This window comes from Rhizobium sp. BR 250, from assembly GCF_047445855.1.
GTDB lineage: Bacteria > Pseudomonadota > Alphaproteobacteria > Rhizobiales > Rhizobiaceae > Agrobacterium > Agrobacterium tumefaciens_I.
The window spans coordinates 82258-99966 of sequence record NZ_JARWKW010000006.1; the positions used below are offsets into that span (position 1 = coordinate 82258).

Here is a 17709-nt window from a genome sequence, read left to right on the forward strand (position 1 = left end):
GAGCCGGCATCCAGCCACGGCGCGTCTGTGCCGTGGAAAGACGATTTTTCGATCAAAGACTTGATCGCGCTGGACCCCGGATCAGGTCCGGGGTGACGGAGTGGGGATGCAACAACCTTGCCAAACCCATCGGTTCTGCGGACGGCCGAGGCCCCTCCTCCGCCTCAAAGCGGAAACAGGCTGGTCAGCGGCATATGCGATTTGATGATCGGCGATTTCAGCACCACGAAGCTGAAATATTTGTCGATGCCGACATCCATATCCGTCAGCCGCTCCATGATCGACTGATATTCGACGATGCCTGAGGTGACGAATTTCAGCAGATAATCATAACCGCCGGAAACGAGGTGGCATTCCACCACCTGGTCGATCTTTTCGACAACGCCAAGGAAACGGGCGAAATCAATCTGGCGGTGATTCTTGAGCGTGATCTCCGTGAAGACCGTCAGCGTCTGGCCGAGCTTGTTGATGTTGATCTGCGCCGAATAACCTTCGATATAACCTTCGGCCTGCAGCTTCTTCACCCGCATCAGACAGGGGCTGGGCGACAGGTTGACGAGCTCCGCCAGTTCGACATTGGTGATACGACCGTTTTTCTGCAGTTCGTACAGGATCTTGATGTCGATCCGGTCAAGTTTCATCATGTGTGGAACCCCTTTTTTGTTTTTGTAAAGCGCAGCATAAAATTCTGGCGCGTTGACGGAAATCTTATCACATGGGCGGACCCTGTCGACGTGGGGATATTTTTTTGATGCAGCATAAAGAGTTGCAGAAGCATCGCCGAACAGCAGGAGATTCCGGCAAGAGGCCCAGTCTGGCAGCGTTTACACGCCGGCTGAGGTAAATTAGGACGAATATAAGGAGTCCGACCATGCCCGCCCCGCTGCAACAGATCACGACATCGCCGGAACTGCCGAAATCCGCGGACGCCGTCATTATCGGCGGCGGCATTGTCGGTGTTTTCGCGGCCTATTACCTCGCCCGGCGCGGCCTGAAAGTGGCGCTGGTCGAAAAAGGCCTGATCGGGGCAGAGCAATCCAGCCGCAATTGGGGCTGGTGCCGCCAGCAGAACCGCGATGCCCGCGAATTGCCGATTTCGACCCAGAGCCTGGCACTCTGGGAACAATTTGCCGCTGAGAGCGGCGAAGACACCGGTTTTCGCCGCTGCGGGCTGTTTTACCTGAGCGACAACGAGGCGGAACTTGCAGGCTGGGCGCGCTGGCGCGATTTTGCCATCACGGCCGGCGTGACGACCCATATGCTGAGCGCCAACGAGGCCAGCGAACGCGGCCGTGCCACCGGAAAACGCTGGAAGGGCGGCGTCTTTTCGCCCACCGACGGCACGGCAGATCCTTCCATGGCGGCACCCGCCGTTGCGCGCGCCATCATTAAACTGGGCGGCACCGTGCATCAGAACTGCGCCGCACGGGGACTGGAAACGGAGGGCGGTCGCGTCAGCGCCGTCGTCACCGAAAAAGGCACCATCCGCACCAAAACCGCCATCATGTCCGGTGGGGCCTGGGCCTCCTCCTTCTGCCGCCAACTCGGCATTCGTTTTCCGCAGGCTTCCGTTCGCTCTTCCATTCTGGCCGTCACGCCGGGTGCGGAAGGCCTGCCGGATGCGCTGCACACCGCCGCCGTTTCGGTAACGAAGCGGCACAATGGCGGCTACACGCTTGCCATCAGCGGGCTGGGGCGCATTGATCCGACAGCGCAGCAGATGCGCTTCGCCCGCGAATTTGTTCCGATGTTCCTGAAGCGCTGGCGCAGCCTGCGGCCGGGCGGGTTAGAGGGCATTCGCGGCGGCCATGAAACACTTAAGCGCTGGCGGCTCGATGCGCCGACGCCGATGGAGCGGGTGCGCATTCTCGATCCGAAACCCAATGCCGCTGCCATCCAGGAAACCCACAAAAGGGCGCTGGAACTTCTGCCGGCGCTGAACAAGACGCGGGTTGCCGCCACCTGGGCCGGTTTCATCGACAGCACGCCGGATGGGGTGCCTGCCATCGGCGAAACCAGTGAATTGCCGGGCTTCATCCTCGCCGCCGGTTTCAGCGGCCATGGTTTCGGCATCGGGCCCGGTGCCGGCCATCTGATCGCCGATATCGTGACGGGCTCAAACCCGATCGTCGACCCTGCTCCCTATCATCCCAGCCGTTTCCAGGGCTCGGCCTGGGGCAAAGTCGCAGATTTCTGAAGGTACTGATGAAACAATATCCGCAGGCCGGAACCCGCGGATATTGCCGTCCACCGCATTTATTCGGGCAATCAGCTTTTCGGCAGGCCGGGCGGGTTGGTGCGTGATTCCGGCAGGGCCTCTTCCGAAAGCTGCCAGCGATCCAGAATTTTCGCGTAGGCGCCGCTCTTGATCAGATCATTGGTCGCAAGCGTCAGCGCATCGGCGAGGCCCGACCCCTTGCGCGTGGTGATGGCGACATCGGAACGCTCCGGCCAGCCGGCGGAGAGGGTTCCCACACGCTTGATGGTCTTGTCACGCGCGGCGATGAAAACCAGCTGCGCATGCGGCTGGACGATGACATCCGCCCGTCCTGCCGAAAGCGCCACAAGCCGGGTGGCCTCGTCGTCGTAATATTGCAGCTCGATCGGCTTCAATCCGGCGGCGACATTCTCGTCGCTCCATTTCAACAGGATACGCTCCTGATTGGTGCCGGCGCCGACGATGATCCTCAGACCTGCGGCGTCCTTCGGCTCCTTGATGGCGGTGATGCCGCTGTCTGACTTGACGAAAAAGCCGTGCAGGCCCTGGCGATAGGTGGAGAAATCGAACTTCTCCTTGCGCTGCTCGGTCACGCCGACATTGGAGATGACGGCATCGTATTTTCCCGAAGCAAGGCCAAGCGGCCAGTCCGCCCAGGCAACCGCCACCAGCTCGAGCTCAAGGCCAAGGCTGTCTGCTACCGCAAGCGCATATTCAGGATCGGCACCCACCACCGTCTTGGCGTCTGTTGCATAAGTGGCCAGTGGTGGCCCTCCCGGGGAAACCGCGACGGTGAATTTGCCCGGCGTGACGGATTTGAAATCCTTAGGCACGGCGGCAATCGCGCCGGGGTCCTTTTCAACCCTGATGCGGCCGGGCTGATCCGGCGAGAGATCGAAGACATCACTGGCGGAAGCCGAGCCGAAACCGGCAACCGAAAGAAAAGCGCCGAGCGTGACCGTGGCGAAACGAGAGATAAAGGTCATTGTGTGCTTCCCGATTAGGATTGCGGGACAGAGGGTAGCGCGGGCGGGAGGATGCCCGCGCTACCGGCTGAGTGATGTCCCACCTTCAACTCAGCATTTGGCAGTTCAGCCTTTGGGCTTCGCGCTCAGCTCTTCGGCAGGCCGGGCGGGTTGGTGCGGGATTCCGTGATTGCTTCCGAGCCGAGGTTCCAGCGGGCGAGAACCTTGCCGTAATTGCCGTTCTTGATCTGGGCGTTCAGTGCCGCCGTGATGGCTTGGGCAATGCCGGCGTCTTTTTTCGAGGCAACGGCGATTTCCGCCGCTTCCGGCCAGCCGCCCGAGAAGGTGCCGACAAGCCTGGTCTTCTTCTGGCTTGCCGCCTGGAAGGCCGAAGTGGCGTTGGGGCCGAGATAGGCGTCCGCGCGGCCGGATTGCAGGGCGACATCAAGCACGGCCTGATCGTCGTAATATTGCACATCGGTATCGGCCAATCCCTTCGCCTTGTTCTCCTTGATCCATTTCAAGAGGATCTGCTCCTGATTGGTGGCGGCGCCGACGATGACCTTCAGCCCGGCGACATCCTCGGGCTTACCGATTGAGGTGACCTTGCTGTTATTACCCACGTAGAAACCGAGCAGGTCGTTGCGATAGCTGGAAAAATCGAACTTCTGCTTGCGCTCTTCCGTCACGGTGATGTTGGAGGTAACGGCATCATATTTGCCGGAAGAGAGACCAAGCGGCCAGTCCGCCCAGGCGATCGGAACCAGCTGCAGCTCCAGCCCAAGGCTGTCGGCGACCAGCTGGGCAATATCCGGCTCAACGCCGATCGGTGTTTTGGTATCGCTCGCATAATCCACCAGCGGCAGGCGGAACGGCACGGTCGCAACCGTCAGCTTTCCATTGGCGATGAATTTATGGCCTGCAGGCAGAAGCTTGATCGCCTCTTCCACCTTTTCGGCGCGAACCCGGCCCTTCTGCTCCGGCGACAGGTCCACCTCCTGCGCATGCGCGGCCGGGGCAAGGGAGGCGGTGGCGGTGAAAAGACCAGCCGCGAGCAGGGATAATAATTTCGATGAAAATGCCATGTGAGTGTTTCCTTGTTTTTGATTAGAGGACTTTTGCGAGGAATTCGGCGGTGCGGGGATGATCCGGGCTGTTGAACAGTTTTTCCGGCGTGCCCGTTTCGAGGATGCGCCCCTGTTCCATGAAGACGACGCTGTCGGAGACTTCGCGGGCAAAACCGATTTCATGGGTGACGATGATGAGGGTGACGCCGGAGCGGGACAGTTCCTTGATGACGTCCAGCACCTCGTTGACCAGCTCAGGGTCGAGCGCCGATGTCGGTTCGTCGAAGAGCAGCACCTTCGGCCGGAGCGCCAAGGCCCGGGCAATCGCCACGCGCTGCTGCTGCCCACCGGAAAGCTGGCGGGGATAGGCCCCGGCCTTGTCGGCAAGGCCAACACGGGCCAGAAGATCACGCGCCTCGGCCTCGGCCTGTTCTTTCGAGATGCCGCGAACCGCGACCGGCGCTTCGATGACGTTTTCAAGTGCGGTCAGATGCGGGAAGAGATTGAAGCTCTGGAACACCATGCCAACTTCGGCGCGGCGCTTGAGGATTTCGCGCTCCTTCAATTCGTAGAGTGTGTCGCCCTTCTGGCGATAACCGACCAACTCGCCATCAATGGCGATGAAACCATCATCCACGCGTTCCAGATGGTTGATGGAGCGCAGTAATGTCGACTTGCCGGAGCCGGACTGGCCGAGAATGGTGGTGACGCTGCCTGCCGGAATGGAAAGGCTGATATCGTCAAGCACCTTCAGCGACCCAAAGGATTTCGAAACCCCGTGGATATTGACCGAACCGCCACGATTACCGAGCTGGAAGCTCGCGGCACGGGCCGGTGTCGTACGCTCGGGCTTGGCCGCGACCGTTTCCACCGCCTCAGGCGCGGATTTGCGCGGCAGGAAGGTGCGGAAGATCGTGACAAACAGCAAGGGTGGCGGATTGCGCAGCGCACCACGCGAGAAATGTCGTTCGATATGATGCTGGACGATGGAAAGCGCGGTCAGGATCACCAGGTACCAGACGGTCGCGACCATCAGGAGCGGGATCACTTCCAGATTGCGGCGATAGATGATCTGGATCGTGTAGAACAGTTCCGGCAGCGCGAGGATATAGACCTGCGACGTGCCCTTGGCGAGGCCGATGATATCGTTGAAGGCGGTCGGCAGGATGGAGCGCATCGCCTGCGGCAGAACAATGCGGGAAGCTTGTCGCCGGCGTGGCAGGCCGAGTGCGGCAGCCGCCTCAAGCTGGCCCTGGTCGACCGAGAGAATACCACCACGCACGATCTCGGATGCAAAGGCGGCCTGATTGAGCGTCAGCCCCAGAACGGCAGCCGCAAAGGGCGTCATCAGCTGAGTGGTATTCCAGCTGAAGAAATTGATGCCGGTATAGGGCACGCCGATCGTTACGGTCTCATAGAGATAACCGAGATTGTTGAGGATCAGCAGAAGCACGATCAGCGGGATAGACCGGAAAATCCAGATATAGGTCCAGGAGACGGCAACCAGCAATGGCGAGTGGGAAACGCGGGCAAGCGCAAGCAGCGTTCCCAGCACGAAACCGAAAAGGGCGCCGAGCGCGGTGAGCAGCAGCGTCCGGCCAAGGCCGACCAGCACGGGTTCGGCGAAGAACCATTCGGCAAACACGTCCCAGCCCCAGCGCGGATTGCCGAAAACCGAATGAAGGACGGCGGCGATGACGAGAACGGAGAAAACCGTGCCCACCGTCCGCAGCGGATACCGGGCCGGGACGATGCGGAAATGGGAATAACCGCCTTTGGCCAGCCCGCTCTCAACCGGAGCGGCCTTCGGTTCGTTCAATGCAACATGCGGAAAATCAGAGGCTATTGTCATTGGAACGGGCCTTTCAGGGGTGGGCCGGGGAAGATTGTGACCGGGCAGCCGGTATCGACGATCCGTCCAGAACCGTATCGGAAAGCCATTTTTCGAAGGGCAGAGACTTGATCGTCTCGGGGTCGGCCGCCGTATCGAAGAGCGCGCGGTAACCATTGGTGAGATAAAGACCGACCGCCTCCGGCTGGCGGAAACCCGTGGTCAGATAGACGCGGGCATAACCCTGCCGGACCGCCTGCTCTTCCAGTTCGCGCAGCACGCGTTTTGCAAGCCCCTGCCGGCGATGAGCGGAATGGGTCCAGACCCGCTTGAACTCGGCGGTCTCATCGTCGTAGCGCATGAAGGCACCGCCGGCGATCGGCTTGCCGTCCCGCAGGAGCAGCAGGAAATTGCCCGAAGGCGGACTGAAGGCCTCCGGCGGATATTTGTTCAGCTCGGCTCGCGCCCCTTCCGCGTTGAAAAAGGTGCCGTAACGGCTGTCATATTCAAACAGCAACTCGTCCAGAAGCGGGGTTGCGAGCGGATCCGTGACCGATGTGTAGAGAAAACTGTCGCTCATGTCCTTGTCCTCAATTTTGCGTCAGGAGAGGTAGGCTTCGGCCAGGCGCACCCAGAAGCGTGCTGCCGGTGCGATGATCGCGTCGTTGAAATCATAGTGGGGGCTGTGCAGCGGCGCGCTTTCGCCATTGCCGACAAAGAGATAGGAACCGGGCCGCTCCTGCAGCATGAAGGCAAAATCCTCGCTCGCCGTCCGAGGCTGAAAGGCTTCGGCGATCTGTGCAGCAGGAAAATGCCGTCTGGCGACATCGCGGGCGAAAGCCGTTTGCTGGGCGTGATTGATGACCGGCGGGAAACCACGCGAATAGGAGACATCCGCCGTTGCACCAAAACTTTCCGCCTGTGCTCTGGCAAGGGCCGGAAGCCGCTCCTCCAGCCTGTCGCGCACGGCAGGTGAAAAGGCACGCGCGGTAATTTGCAGCTCCACGCTTTCGGGAATGACGTTGGAGGCGGTTCCCCCATGGATGGAACCGACCGTCAGCACCGCCATCTCACGCGGATCGACATTGCGCGAGACGATGCTTTGAAGCGCGGTAACGAAGCTCGCCGAGGCGAGAACCGGATCGACCGTCTCATGTGGTGCGGCGCCGTGGCCGCCCTTGCCGACGATCCGCACCTGCGCCTTGTCGACCGATGCCATGGCCGGGCCTTCGACAAAGCCGAACTGGCCGGTTTCGACACCCGGCCAATTGTGCAGGCCGAAGACGGCGTCGACGGGAAAGCGCTCGAACAGCCGGTCCTTTATCATCGCCCTCGCACCGGCACCGATTTCCTCGGCGGGCTGGAAGATCAGCGTCAGCGTGCCGGAAAAATTCGAAGTTTCGGCAAGATAACGGGCGGCAGCGAGCAGGATCACCGTGTGGCCATCGTGACCGCAGGCATGCATCACGCCCGGTGTTTCGCTGGCATAGGCAAGGCCGGTCTCTTCATGGATCGGCAGCGCGTCGATATCGGCGCGGATACCGAGACGTTTTTCACCATGGCCACGTTTCAGCGTGGCGACAACGCCATGGCCGCCGACCCCCTCCGTCACCTCATATCCAAAAGACAGGAGATAACGGGCGATGAGCGCCGCCGTGCGCGTCTCCTTGAGTGAAAGCTCCGGATGCCGGTGAAGATCGTGCCGGATCGCGATGCTTTCCTCGATGAAGGCAAGGATTCCCCGTTCGGCGTCGTCCTGCGGACGCGCGCCGTCAATGCGGATATTCATGGTTCTGTCTCCTGCGCAGCGCCTTTTCGCGCCGCGTCTTGAAATCTGCGCCGGGCCGCGATCACCGCCGCCCGGCCACGACCTTATGCGATGGCTTTGTCCGCGCTGGATTCGCCGCCGGAATAGACACTTTCCTTGAAAGGCAGGCCAAGATGATCGCGCAGCGTCGCGCCTTCCAGATGCGGATCGAAATAACCGCGCCGTTGCAGCACCGGGATGACGAGGCGGATGAAATCATCCAGCCCTTCGGCAATGACCGGGAAACCGAGAATGAAGCCATCAGCCGCATCATGTTCCACCCAGCGGATGATTTCGTCCGCCACCTTGTCCGGCGTACCGATGAAACCTTCGCGCGGCGTTGCGGCCTCCAGTGCCGCTTCCCTGAGCGTCTGGTTCTTTTCCTTCGCCCGCCGCTTGATGCGGTCTGTCGTCGAGCGGAAACTGTTCTTGCCGATCTCGCCGAGCTCGGGGAACGGCTCATCCAGCGGATAGACGCTGAAATCGTGATGATCGAAGAAGCGGCCGAGATAGGCGAGCGCATCCTCGATGGTAATGAGGTTGCGGATGACGTCGTATTTCGCCTCCGCCTCCTCCTGCGTTTCGCCGACAATCGGGCCAATGCCGGGGAAAATCTTCACGTCACTCGCGGATCTGCCCTGCGCGACGGCGCTCTGCTTCACCCGCTTCAGGAAGGTCTGATTTTCCTCCAGCGAGGCGGAATTGGTGAAGACGGCATCCGCATGTTTGCCCGCAAGGCCGATGCCGGCATCGGAGGAACCGGCCTGGAACACCACCGGCTGCCCCTGCTGCGAACGCTGGATGTTGAGCGGGCCTTCCACCTGGAAGAAACGGCCCTTGTGGCCGAGCGTGTGGAGTTTGGCGCGGTCGAAAAATTGCCCCGTCTCGCGGTTGCGCACGAAGGCGTCGTCGTCCCAGCTATCCCACAGCCCCTTGATGACTTCGAGATATTCGTCGGCGATTTCGTAACGCAGCGCATGTTCGGGGTGGTTGCGGCTGTAGTTTTTCGCCGTGCCTTCAAGCGGCGTCGTCACCGCATTCCATCCGGCCCGGCCGCCGCTCAGAAGGTCGAGCGAGGCGAACTGGCGGGCAATCGTGAAGGGATCGCTATAGGAAGTGGAAACTGTACCCGCGAGGCCGATCTTCGAGGTGACGGCAGCGAGCGCGGAGAGGATGGTCAGCGGCTCGAAGCGGTTGAGGAAATGCGGAATGGATTTGTCGTTGATATAGAGCCCGTCCGCCACGAAAGCGAAGGCGATGCCGGCCGCTTCGGCCTTCAGCGCGGTCTTCTTGAAGAAGTCGAAATTGACGCTGGCATCCACCGGGCTCTTGGGGTGCCGCCAGGCGTTCATGTGCCCACCAGGGCCCTGAAGCATGATTCCGAAACGGATTTTCTTTCTCGTCATGTCATTTTCTCCTGAGGACAAAATCACGCCGCCCGGGACAGGCGATGCGTGGCCAAGAGTTCGATAGAGGCAAGCCGCTGATCGGCGCCGACATGCGGCGGTTCGATGATGAATTCCTCAATGCCATGTTCTTCCGAAAGCGCGCGCAGCGCCCGGTGAATATCCTCCGGCCCGCCATGCAGGACATTGGGCTTGCGCTCCTCGATGCGATAATCGCTGTCGCCGGACTGGCGGGCGAATTCTTCCGCCTGCTCCCGGCGACCGAGATTGAAGGCCCTGCCATCGCTCAGAAATACCCGGTAGATGCGCTGGCCCTCGACCTCTCTTGCCGCGTGATCCGGATCGCTGGCTGCGAAGGCGGACAAAGCGAGGATCGGGGCGTTTCCGCCACTTTCTTCGCGAAAAGCCGACAGGCTGAGGCGAAGAACCTCCGGGTCACCATTAAGGTGGCCGGCAAAAACGAAATTCCACCCTCTCGAAGCCGCAAGCCTTGCGCTTTGCGGGCTCGCACCGAGCAGAAATCTCTCCGCCGCAACCGGCGGCGCGGGCGTTGCCTGCAAGCCGGGCTGGGCATGGCCCTGCGGCGCGGCGCCGGCGAGGAATGTCGTGAGCTCACCGAAGGCCGTTTCGAAATCCGGCTTGCGGGCGGGATCATAGGCCTGCTGCAAGGCCGAAGTTGCCAGCGGCAACCCACCCGGCGTCTTGCCGATACCAAGATCGACCCGGCCGGGTGCCAGCGAGGCAAGGACGTTAAAAACCTCGGCAACCTTGTATGGGCTATAATGCTGCAGCATGACACCACCCGAGCCGACACGGATACGGGAGGTCTTCGCCAGAATCCATGCCACCAGCGCCTCTGGCGCGGAACTGGCAAGCTCCGGCGAATTGTGATGTTCAGCCACCCAGAAGCGGTGGTAACCCAGTTCTTCGGCGCGCCTGGCAAGATTGATCGTGTCGCGGAATGCGCTCGCCGCATCCTCGCCCGCCGGAACCGGGCTCTTATCCAGCAAACTGAGCGTATACATCGTCACCTCGCGTGTCTTTAATGCATACTTTGTCTACTGATTTTATATTCTAATAAAGAACGTTCGTTCCACGTTGCGAGGCGATGAGAGAAAATATTGTTTTCCCTCCCGCTTTCAGAGGGTGTGGCGGGCAAAGCAATCCACAATGGGGACATACAAGCCGGAAATAACCGGATCGAAACCGTTCTCGGCGCGCAACCGGCACGAAACGGGCTTGCGTTGGAATTCGGTAAAAACTACTTAGTAAGTTGAAAACACCATCATCCGGCAGTGTAAACCTGCCGACTCTTTTTTTCGGATCAGGCGATGTTGACCAAAAAAGGCAAATACGGATTGAAGGCTCTTGTCGATCTGGCGCAGCTGCCCCAGGGAGAGACCGCCTTTGTGACGGAGATTGCCAAGCGCAACAATATTCCGAAAAAATTCCTGGATACTATCCTTCTGGAGCTGCGCAACAGCGGCATATTGCGCTCCAAGAAGGGGCCGAATGGCGGTTATTCGCTTTCGAAAATGCCGTCCGAGATCATGATCGGACAGGTCATCCGCACGCTCGATGGGCCTCTGGCCCCCATTCGCTGCGCAAGCCGCACGGCTTTTGAAGCCTGCGACGATTGCGAGGATCCAGAAAACTGTCAGGTCAGGGTTTCGATGACCGACGTGCGCGACGCCATCGCGACCATTCTGGACAATATGACACTCGCGCAATTCGTGGCCAAGGGCGGGCAGGACGCCCGCTTCATTCCGGCCGGCGAATAGGATTTCGCACCGCCCATGTTACCGGGCGGCGCAAAGCTTACTGCCGGCGCAGATCGTCGCCCAATGATGCGATCAACCCGGATTCGCTGACGCCTTCGATGAGACCAAGGCGCGCCATCAGGATTTCAAGCGTGATGGCATTGTTGCGAACCGAACGGAAGGTGACGTTTTCCGACCCCACCTGCGCCGCATCGATATTGGTCGCAAGGCTGGAGATTTGCGCCTTCAGCAGTTCAATGGTGAGGAATATTTCTCCTATGACGGGCCGCGTCGCGCCTTCATCGGCGAGCCTGTCGATCAGAAGCGCTGAAAGCTCCCGCTGCTTCTGCCCAAGGGCCACAGCAGCTTTCAACAGGGTGGAGACGGAAGCAGCCAGATTTCCGGCGCCCTGGGCAAGGAACACCACCTGATCGGCACGCAACAGGCCCTCCCATGAGGTATTCGGGCGATTGCGCAGCACGATAAGCAAGGGTTGCCCCGCAGTGTTGACGGCCGGCACGACGATCCAGTCCGCATCGGCCCTGACCGATCGTGCTACGTCATCGGGGAGCCGCAGGGCGTAGTCGTCATCCGTCACCAGAACCGCATGGTCCGGACCCGCGCCGGGCGATGCCAGCGCGAAGGTCTCGCCAAGATCGAGACGGGCAAAAAGGCTCCTGCGCTGGTCCTCGCTGCCCGCATTCCGGATGAATTCAAGCGCGGTGAAATGTTCGACGAGATCATTTGCCGCCCCGGCATCGGCTGCGGAAATGATCGAAAGCGCCTGTGAGAGAACATCATTGGTGATATCCGCCCCACCCAGTTCCGTTGGAACCGAGAGAGCGAGAAGACCGGAGCGGGCAATGCGCGCATGGATTTGCCCGACACTTTCAACGGCGCATTTTTCGGCGATCGTCCGGGCAACGGCCAATACATCGACATCCGCGCCGAGGCGTGGAGGAACGAAACGAAGTCTTTCGCCGAGAGGCGTGACGGATCCCATGCTCAACTCCCTCAAAGAATGACAAAGTGAAAGCGCCGGAACGACCGACGCTCAGTCCAGCGAATGATAACGACCGTTTTGATAGAGCAGCGAATGGCCGGAGCCGATACGGATCGCCTCCACCTTGCCGATGACGATGACATGGCTATGCCGCTCGATCGCCTCTTCGATAGTGCAATCGATCGCCGCCACGGCGTCTTCAAGAATAGGCGCACCGCTAGACAGCCGCGTCCATTCCGCTCCACGATACCTGTCCGGGCCTTTCAGACCACCGATACCGGCAAACTGGTTGGCAACGAACTGATGGTTCGCGCCGATGATATTGACGGCGAGATGACCGAAACGCTGCACCACCGGCCATGTGGACGAGGAACGGTTGAGCGCCACCAGAATTCGTGGCGGATCGACTGAAAGGGCGGTGGCCGAGGTTACCGTCGCGCCGGTGCGCTTGTCCCCCTCGCCCGCCGTGATTACGCTGACACCGCCGCCCAGCGTCCTGAGCGCCGCTTTCAGGCTGTCGGCATCCGCCGCCTTGCCGGAAACCGGATCGCGCAGATTGATGAATTGTTGATCCTTGGCCGCATATTGCAATGTCATCGGGTCACTCCTGAAAACGGCTGAATTGTTCAATAGCTAGCAGCGGCGGCGGGGTGTGAAACAGGCATCGTTTTTCATAATGCTGATAGTCTATAGAAATAATGTTTTATTGCCCTGTACCTTGCTTTTGGAACCCGGCCTGGTTCTCATCCACGCCGCAGGCCGAAGGTGCGACTGACCGGAATGCCGACGATGAAAGCCTAACCAATTCCACCGCATATTTAAGAAATTTCGTTCCAATTTCCCTGCGGCAAGGAGTGTTTATCTCCACCTATCGGCCTTGGGCGCAGGGAAACGGAAATCCCCTGCCACCCGGCATCAGAAGACCGGATAGAGGCCGAACATCGCAAAGTTCATTTCGCAAATCTCTTCGCGTTCAAGCTCGAGATCGCTTTTCTCCGGCCTGATCCGCGCGGAATGATCCAGCGGATAAAGATGAAGCTGTTCTTCTTCACGGGGCTGACGCCTGGTCAAACCGAACAGATCGAAAGTAAACGCATGAAGTCCCTGCGGCATGTGCGCCTCCTTTGCTCAACTCTCCCTTATCCTCCGGCGATCGACAAAAATCGTCAATATTTTCCATAAAATTACTATTCTATAATTGATGCATCGTGGGCAAAGGTGGACCAAGGATGCGGCGGCAGGAAAAATTCCGTTTCAGAGCGCGCCAGCGTCACCCTGAAGATGCGCACCATGTATCGCGGACAATCCGTGCACTCTCGATCCGGTCGTGGTCTTTTCAGCCGTCGCTTTCAGACGGTCGAAAAGCGCATAGCCGCCGGGCCACCTGCCAAAGCCCGCGGCAATGTTGATGTGCCCGACGGAGCCGAGATTGACGAGGTCGCTTCCCCAGTTGGCGGCGGTGTGGGCCAGCTCTTCAGGGTTCATATAGGGATCGTTCATGCTGCCCACGACGAGACTGGGAAATGCTAGCGGTTGCTGCGGAAACGCGCCGAACCGGACGATACAGGGATGCATCGCCTCCACGCGATCAAGATGGGCGGGGGCAACCAGAAGCGCGCCCTTGATTTTGGCAGCCGAAGGTCGTGACGCCATATTCGCCACGAGCAGACAACCGAGGCTGTGGGCAACGATATAGGCGCTTTCCTCCGCGGCCAACGCTACCTCAAGACGGTCAACCCAGTCTTCGAGAACCGGGCATTGCCAATTGTCCTGATCGACCAGCTGAGCCTGAGGATCATCCAGCAACCAGTGCCGCTGCCAATGCCCCTCATCCGAACCGTTCAGACCGGGAACAATCAAGGTGGTACACATGCCTACTCCGTAGTTTGCGGGCGGTGTGTACCAAGAATGGTGAATTACGCGATTCCCGTCGACTATTGCCTTGCTCACCTTTGCTAGCCTTCGGAAAAATCAACCCACCTAATGCTGGAAGCGTAGAAAATGGGTTCTCATAGGCTTTTGCATCGTCCCAAAAACGGAATCTTTTATCTCAATTTTTTACATGGAAAATATGTGCAATATAGGCCGTGTCTGAGCAAAGCTTTTCCGCCGTCGTACGCCAAAAGAAACGCCGCTGCTTGGCCGCGACGACGCAGCTTTGCCATTCTCCTGCCATCGGAGGTTTTCGCCTCCCAAACCGGACGTTGCGACGGCGGCCCCCTCCTCCGCGCGACAAACCGACAATTCAGGCGGATGATGTGAGCAGCACGAGTGAATTTCTCTGGTATATTCCCAATGACGTCAAAGCCGGCCATCGCGGCGATGCCGTCAGCGACGACCATAACAGCCTCGATACATTGACCAGCCACGCCAGGGCGCTGGAAAATCATGGCTGGAAGGGCGCGCTGATCGGTACCGGCTGGGGCCGGCCCGACACCTTTACGGTGGCGGCCGCCCTTGCGGCGCGTACCACCACATTCGAGCCGCTGATTGCCATCCGCCCCGGTTACTGGAAACCGGCCAACCTCGCCTCGGCCGCCGCCACGCTCGATCAGCTTTCCGGTGGGCGGGTAAGGATCAATGTTGTCTCCGGCAGGGACGAACTTGCAGCCTATGGCGACGAGGAAGGTGACCAGGCGCAGCGTTATGCCCGCACCAAAGAGTTCATGCGGCTGGTGCGCCGGCTCTGGACGGAGGAAAATGTCACCTTTGACGGCGAGCATTTCCGGGTGAAAAATTCCACCGTCCTGCCTCGTATCGACGCACGCGCCGACCGGCCGCATCCCAGGCTTTATTTCGGCGGCGCCTCCGAAGCGGCCGAACAGGTCGCCGCAACCGAGGCCGATGTGCAATTGTTCTGGGGAGAGCCGCTCGCTGGCGTGCGCGAAAGGATAGAAAGGCTCAGGCATTTCAGCAAAACGCTTGGCCGCGACCTGCCGCCGCTGCAATTCGGCCTGCGGATTACCACGCTGGTGCGTGAGACGACGGCCGAGGCGTGGCGCGACGCCGAAGCGAAGGTCGCCGAAATGGCTGCAAATAACGGCGTGCGCTGGAACGACCATCTGCAAGGCGTGGCGGTCGGCCAGCGGCGACTGCTGGATTTGCACCACCAGAGCGATGTGCTGGACGACAACCTTTACACGGCGCCCGGCAAATTCGGCGGCGGCGGTGCCGCAACGACATGGCTGGTGGGTTCGGCGGAGGATGTCGCCGCGTCGCTTCGCAAATACCGCGCGCTTGGCATCACCCATTTCGTGCTTTCCGACACGCCCTATCTGAAGGAGATTGAGCGGCAGGGCGACAGGCTGCTGCCGCTGCTGCGGGATTGATGAGGAGACTATGCCGGGCGCTCTTGCCGAGACAAGGCCGCCCGGCGTTTTAACCGATCAGCCGCCTGCCGCCTTGATGCTTTGGCGGCCGAGAATCGTGCGGATCATGTGGCTTTGCGGCGCATGCGCCCTTGCCGTAATGGCATCACGGTGATGGCGTTCGAGATTGTAATCCCGCCGCAGACCGCGATTGCCACCGAGTTCCAGCGCGAGATCGGTCACGGCCACGGCATTGTCGATCACCACATGGCGAACGGCCAGCGCATCCGTGCCCACCCTCTCTCCCGCATCGATATCCCGGGCGACGGAAAGAAGCAGACGACGGTTTGCAGCCAACAGCACCTCGATCTGGCCGAGACCCTCCTGGATACGCGGAATGGAGGAGAGCGGCGCACCGAGGCTTGCCGGAACATGGCCATTCAGATGACGCAGCAGATCATCCCGCGCCGAAAGTGCCACACCGTGATAAACGGATGCCAGCAGCACGAAGAAATTATAACCATCGGCCTCATCACGCCGCAGCGGCTCATCCGCCGGCTGTTCGGCAACGATGTCGGCAAGCGGTACCCTCACCTCCTCCAGGATAAGATCATGGCTCGCGGTAGCGTACATGCCGGTCGCCTCCCATGCCTTTTCCTGGCCGATGCCCGGCGCGTCGAGCGGCACCAGAAGCTGGATGAGGCGTGGCGTTTCTTCTGTCGTCACGGCAAGCACGATCGCCCATTTCAGCCCCGGCAGGCCGGTGACGAAACTCTTGCGGCCATTGACCACCCAGACATCGCCCTCGATCCGGGCCGTCGTTTCTGGCAGGCCGCCATGGGCGGGTGAACCGATACCCGGTTCCGCCTGCGCATTATTCAAAAGCGCCGGCTCCCTGTTATTGGCGGCCAGCACCTTTGCTGAAAGAGCGGCTGGCCATTTGCCGCGCCGAATTGCGGCATGAACGCTGTAATGCATGGCAAGGATGAGTGCGGTGGACGGATCGCCCTTGGCAATGGCCGCGATGACGGCATGCGCCGTTTCCATGCCCTCACCCCAACCGCCATCTTTCTCGGCCGTCACAAGGCCGAGCAGACCCGACCTAAAAAGCGCTTCGAAATTGCCGGCGGCGAATTCGCCGCTTTTGTCATGTTCGGCCGCCGTCTGGCTAAAATCTTCGGCCAGCGCGGTTGCGATGGCCACGGGGCTGGATTGCTGTCCCGGCGGGCGCGAAACGGCAGACAGAGCACCACTCATGCCACCGCCCTCTCACTTGCCGTCACGAAACGGGCGTCGATCCACGCAGCGAGATCGAAGTCGTTTTCAAGGAAACCCCATTGATGCAGGAAATCCTTGTAATGGCCGACAGCGGCCACAAGGTCCGCATCAAGGCCGAGGCCAAGGTGGCGGTGAACCTCCGGCCCATTGGCGGCCAGAACCTGTTCTTCCGTGGCGCCCGCCTCCCGCGCGATGAAACGACGTGTCTCTTCCGGATGCTGCTCCGCCCAGAGCGAGGCTTTGCCAATGGCGCCAACCAGCCGTTCCACCAGATCGGGACGTTCATCGGCAAGCCGTCCGTCCACCGTCAGCACCCGGGGCGAACCGGAATTGATGCGTATTTTCGGATCGGGGTGAAAACCGAATTCCACCACCTGCACCGCACCGATCAGATTGGCGGCGGCAATACCCGCCGTTCCCTTGACGAAGATCGCATCGACCTCGCCCCGCAGCAGCGCGATGATCTCCTCACCGAAGGATTGCCGGCGCTTCAGGCCGAAAAGGGACGGCCCCTCCTGCGAGGCCAGCACCGAATCCTTGATGACGATATCCGTCAACTCGACATCCTTAACCGTCAGCCCTTCCAGCGAAAGTGCGGAGACGATGCCCTTCAGCGCCGTCGCCCGCATGAAATCGACGATGCCTTCCGGCCGGCGGGGCACACCGAAACGACGGCCAACAAGATCGGCAAGCGAGCGGATACCGGTCTCCGGCAGGGTGATGATCGCCTGAAATTCATCCGTCCAGGTAATACCGACAAGACGTGTACTGCGCCCTTCCGAGCGGGCACGGATGGGCGGCACATTGCCACCATGGCGGAAGGACCATTCCAGCGTGTGGTTGAAATGGCTCAGGCGAACCGAGCGATCCGGAGAATCGATGATGGATTTCAGCGATATGCCGACCTCCTCGAAGGTCTCGCCGAGATAACCCAACTGCGCCGCCAGCCCCACGGGGGTCGGCACCGGGCAGCGCGTGTACCAGATTTCAGAAAGTGTCGTGCTCATGGCTTTGGCCTCGATGAAAGGGAAAGGGGCCGGCCCGCCGCAAAGGGCGAACCGGGTCT

General features: G+C 60.3%; 17 protein-coding genes. 3 read left to right on the forward strand and 14 right to left on the reverse strand.

Annotation, left to right across the window (positions count from 1 at the left end; all coding sequences use genetic code 11):
• Positions 1-164: 164 nt before the first annotated feature.
• Positions 165-641 carry an Lrp/AsnC family transcriptional regulator gene (locus QD336_RS11435; RefSeq protein ID WP_003506856.1) on the reverse strand — a complete coding sequence of 159 codons (477 nt, stop codon included), beginning with the start codon at positions 639-641 and terminating at the stop codon, positions 165-167.
• Between the two features lie 230 nt (positions 642-871).
• Between QD336_RS11435 and QD336_RS11440 the strand changes: the two genes are divergently transcribed.
• The gene (locus tag QD336_RS11440; protein WP_499170734.1) at positions 872-2197 is read left to right on the forward strand and encodes an NAD(P)/FAD-dependent oxidoreductase; all 1326 of its coding nucleotides are present in this window, start codon (positions 872-874) and stop codon (positions 2195-2197) included.
• Between the two features lie 71 nt (positions 2198-2268).
• Here QD336_RS11440 and QD336_RS11445 read toward each other — a convergent pair whose 3' ends face one another.
• The 7 genes from QD336_RS11445 to QD336_RS11475 all read right to left on the reverse strand — a co-directional run bounded on the left by QD336_RS11445 (position 2269) and on the right by QD336_RS11475 (position 10319).
• Positions 2269-3204: an ABC transporter substrate-binding protein gene (locus QD336_RS11445; protein WP_499170736.1), complete on the reverse strand. Its 936-nt coding sequence runs from the start codon at positions 3202-3204 to the stop codon at positions 2269-2271.
• Between the two features lie 125 nt (positions 3205-3329).
• A complete protein-coding gene (locus tag QD336_RS11450; protein WP_499170737.1) occupies positions 3330-4268 on the reverse strand; it encodes an ABC transporter substrate-binding protein in 939 nt (312 codons plus the stop codon).
• Between the two features lie 22 nt (positions 4269-4290).
• Positions 4291-6102: an amino acid ABC transporter permease/ATP-binding protein gene (locus QD336_RS11455; protein WP_499170739.1), complete on the reverse strand. Its 1812-nt coding sequence runs from the start codon at positions 6100-6102 to the stop codon at positions 4291-4293.
• 13 nt (positions 6103-6115) lie between these two features.
• On the reverse strand, positions 6116-6661 hold the full coding sequence (locus QD336_RS11460) for a GNAT family N-acetyltransferase (RefSeq protein WP_499170740.1): 546 nt from the start codon (positions 6659-6661) through the stop codon (positions 6116-6118).
• Positions 6662-6682: 21 nt separating this feature from the next.
• Complete coding sequence (locus tag QD336_RS11465; protein WP_499170741.1) at positions 6683-7870, reverse strand: M20 aminoacylase family protein; 1188 nt, start codon at positions 7868-7870, stop codon at positions 6683-6685.
• Positions 7871-7953: 83 nt separating this feature from the next.
• Positions 7954-9294, reverse strand: coding sequence for an LLM class flavin-dependent oxidoreductase (locus QD336_RS11470; RefSeq protein ID WP_269342709.1), 1341 nt, complete (start codon positions 9292-9294; stop codon positions 7954-7956).
• A gap of 23 nt (positions 9295-9317) precedes the next feature.
• Positions 9318-10319: an LLM class flavin-dependent oxidoreductase gene (locus tag QD336_RS11475; RefSeq protein ID WP_269342707.1), complete on the reverse strand. Its 1002-nt coding sequence runs from the start codon at positions 10317-10319 to the stop codon at positions 9318-9320.
• A gap of 306 nt (positions 10320-10625) precedes the next feature.
• Between QD336_RS11475 and QD336_RS11480 the strand changes: the two genes are divergently transcribed.
• Complete coding sequence (locus QD336_RS11480) at positions 10626-11075, forward strand: RrF2 family transcriptional regulator (protein WP_269342705.1); 450 nt, start codon at positions 10626-10628, stop codon at positions 11073-11075.
• Between the two features lie 37 nt (positions 11076-11112).
• Here QD336_RS11480 and QD336_RS11485 read toward each other — a convergent pair whose 3' ends face one another.
• The 4 genes from QD336_RS11485 to QD336_RS11500 form a co-directional block, all read right to left on the reverse strand.
• On the reverse strand, positions 11113-12057 hold the full coding sequence (locus QD336_RS11485) for an acyl-CoA dehydrogenase family protein (protein WP_269342704.1): 945 nt from the start codon (positions 12055-12057) through the stop codon (positions 11113-11115).
• Between the two features lie 51 nt (positions 12058-12108).
• Complete coding sequence (locus QD336_RS11490) at positions 12109-12654, reverse strand: flavin reductase family protein (protein WP_499170742.1); 546 nt, start codon at positions 12652-12654, stop codon at positions 12109-12111.
• A 318-nt stretch (positions 12655-12972) separates the two neighbouring features.
• On the reverse strand, positions 12973-13170 hold the full coding sequence (locus QD336_RS11495) for a hypothetical protein (protein ID WP_269342700.1): 198 nt from the start codon (positions 13168-13170) through the stop codon (positions 12973-12975).
• Positions 13171-13311: 141 nt separating this feature from the next.
• Complete coding sequence (locus tag QD336_RS11500) at positions 13312-13929, reverse strand: alpha/beta hydrolase (RefSeq protein ID WP_269342698.1); 618 nt, start codon at positions 13927-13929, stop codon at positions 13312-13314.
• Positions 13930-14315: 386 nt separating this feature from the next.
• Between QD336_RS11500 and QD336_RS11505 the strand changes: the two genes are divergently transcribed.
• Positions 14316-15386: an LLM class flavin-dependent oxidoreductase gene (locus QD336_RS11505; protein WP_269342696.1), complete on the forward strand. Its 1071-nt coding sequence runs from the start codon at positions 14316-14318 to the stop codon at positions 15384-15386.
• A gap of 57 nt (positions 15387-15443) precedes the next feature.
• On the opposite strand, the gene QD336_RS11510 is transcribed toward QD336_RS11505, so the two are convergent.
• Positions 15444-16622 carry an acyl-CoA dehydrogenase family protein gene (locus QD336_RS11510; protein WP_269342695.1) on the reverse strand — a complete coding sequence of 393 codons (1179 nt, stop codon included), beginning with the start codon at positions 16620-16622 and terminating at the stop codon, positions 15444-15446.
• Positions 16619-17650, reverse strand: a complete 1032-nt coding sequence (locus tag QD336_RS11515; protein WP_499170743.1) for an ABC transporter substrate-binding protein — start codon at positions 17648-17650, stop codon at positions 16619-16621. Before QD336_RS11515 ends, QD336_RS11510 begins: the two co-directional genes overlap by 4 nt.
• Positions 17651-17709: the final 59 nt, after the last annotated feature.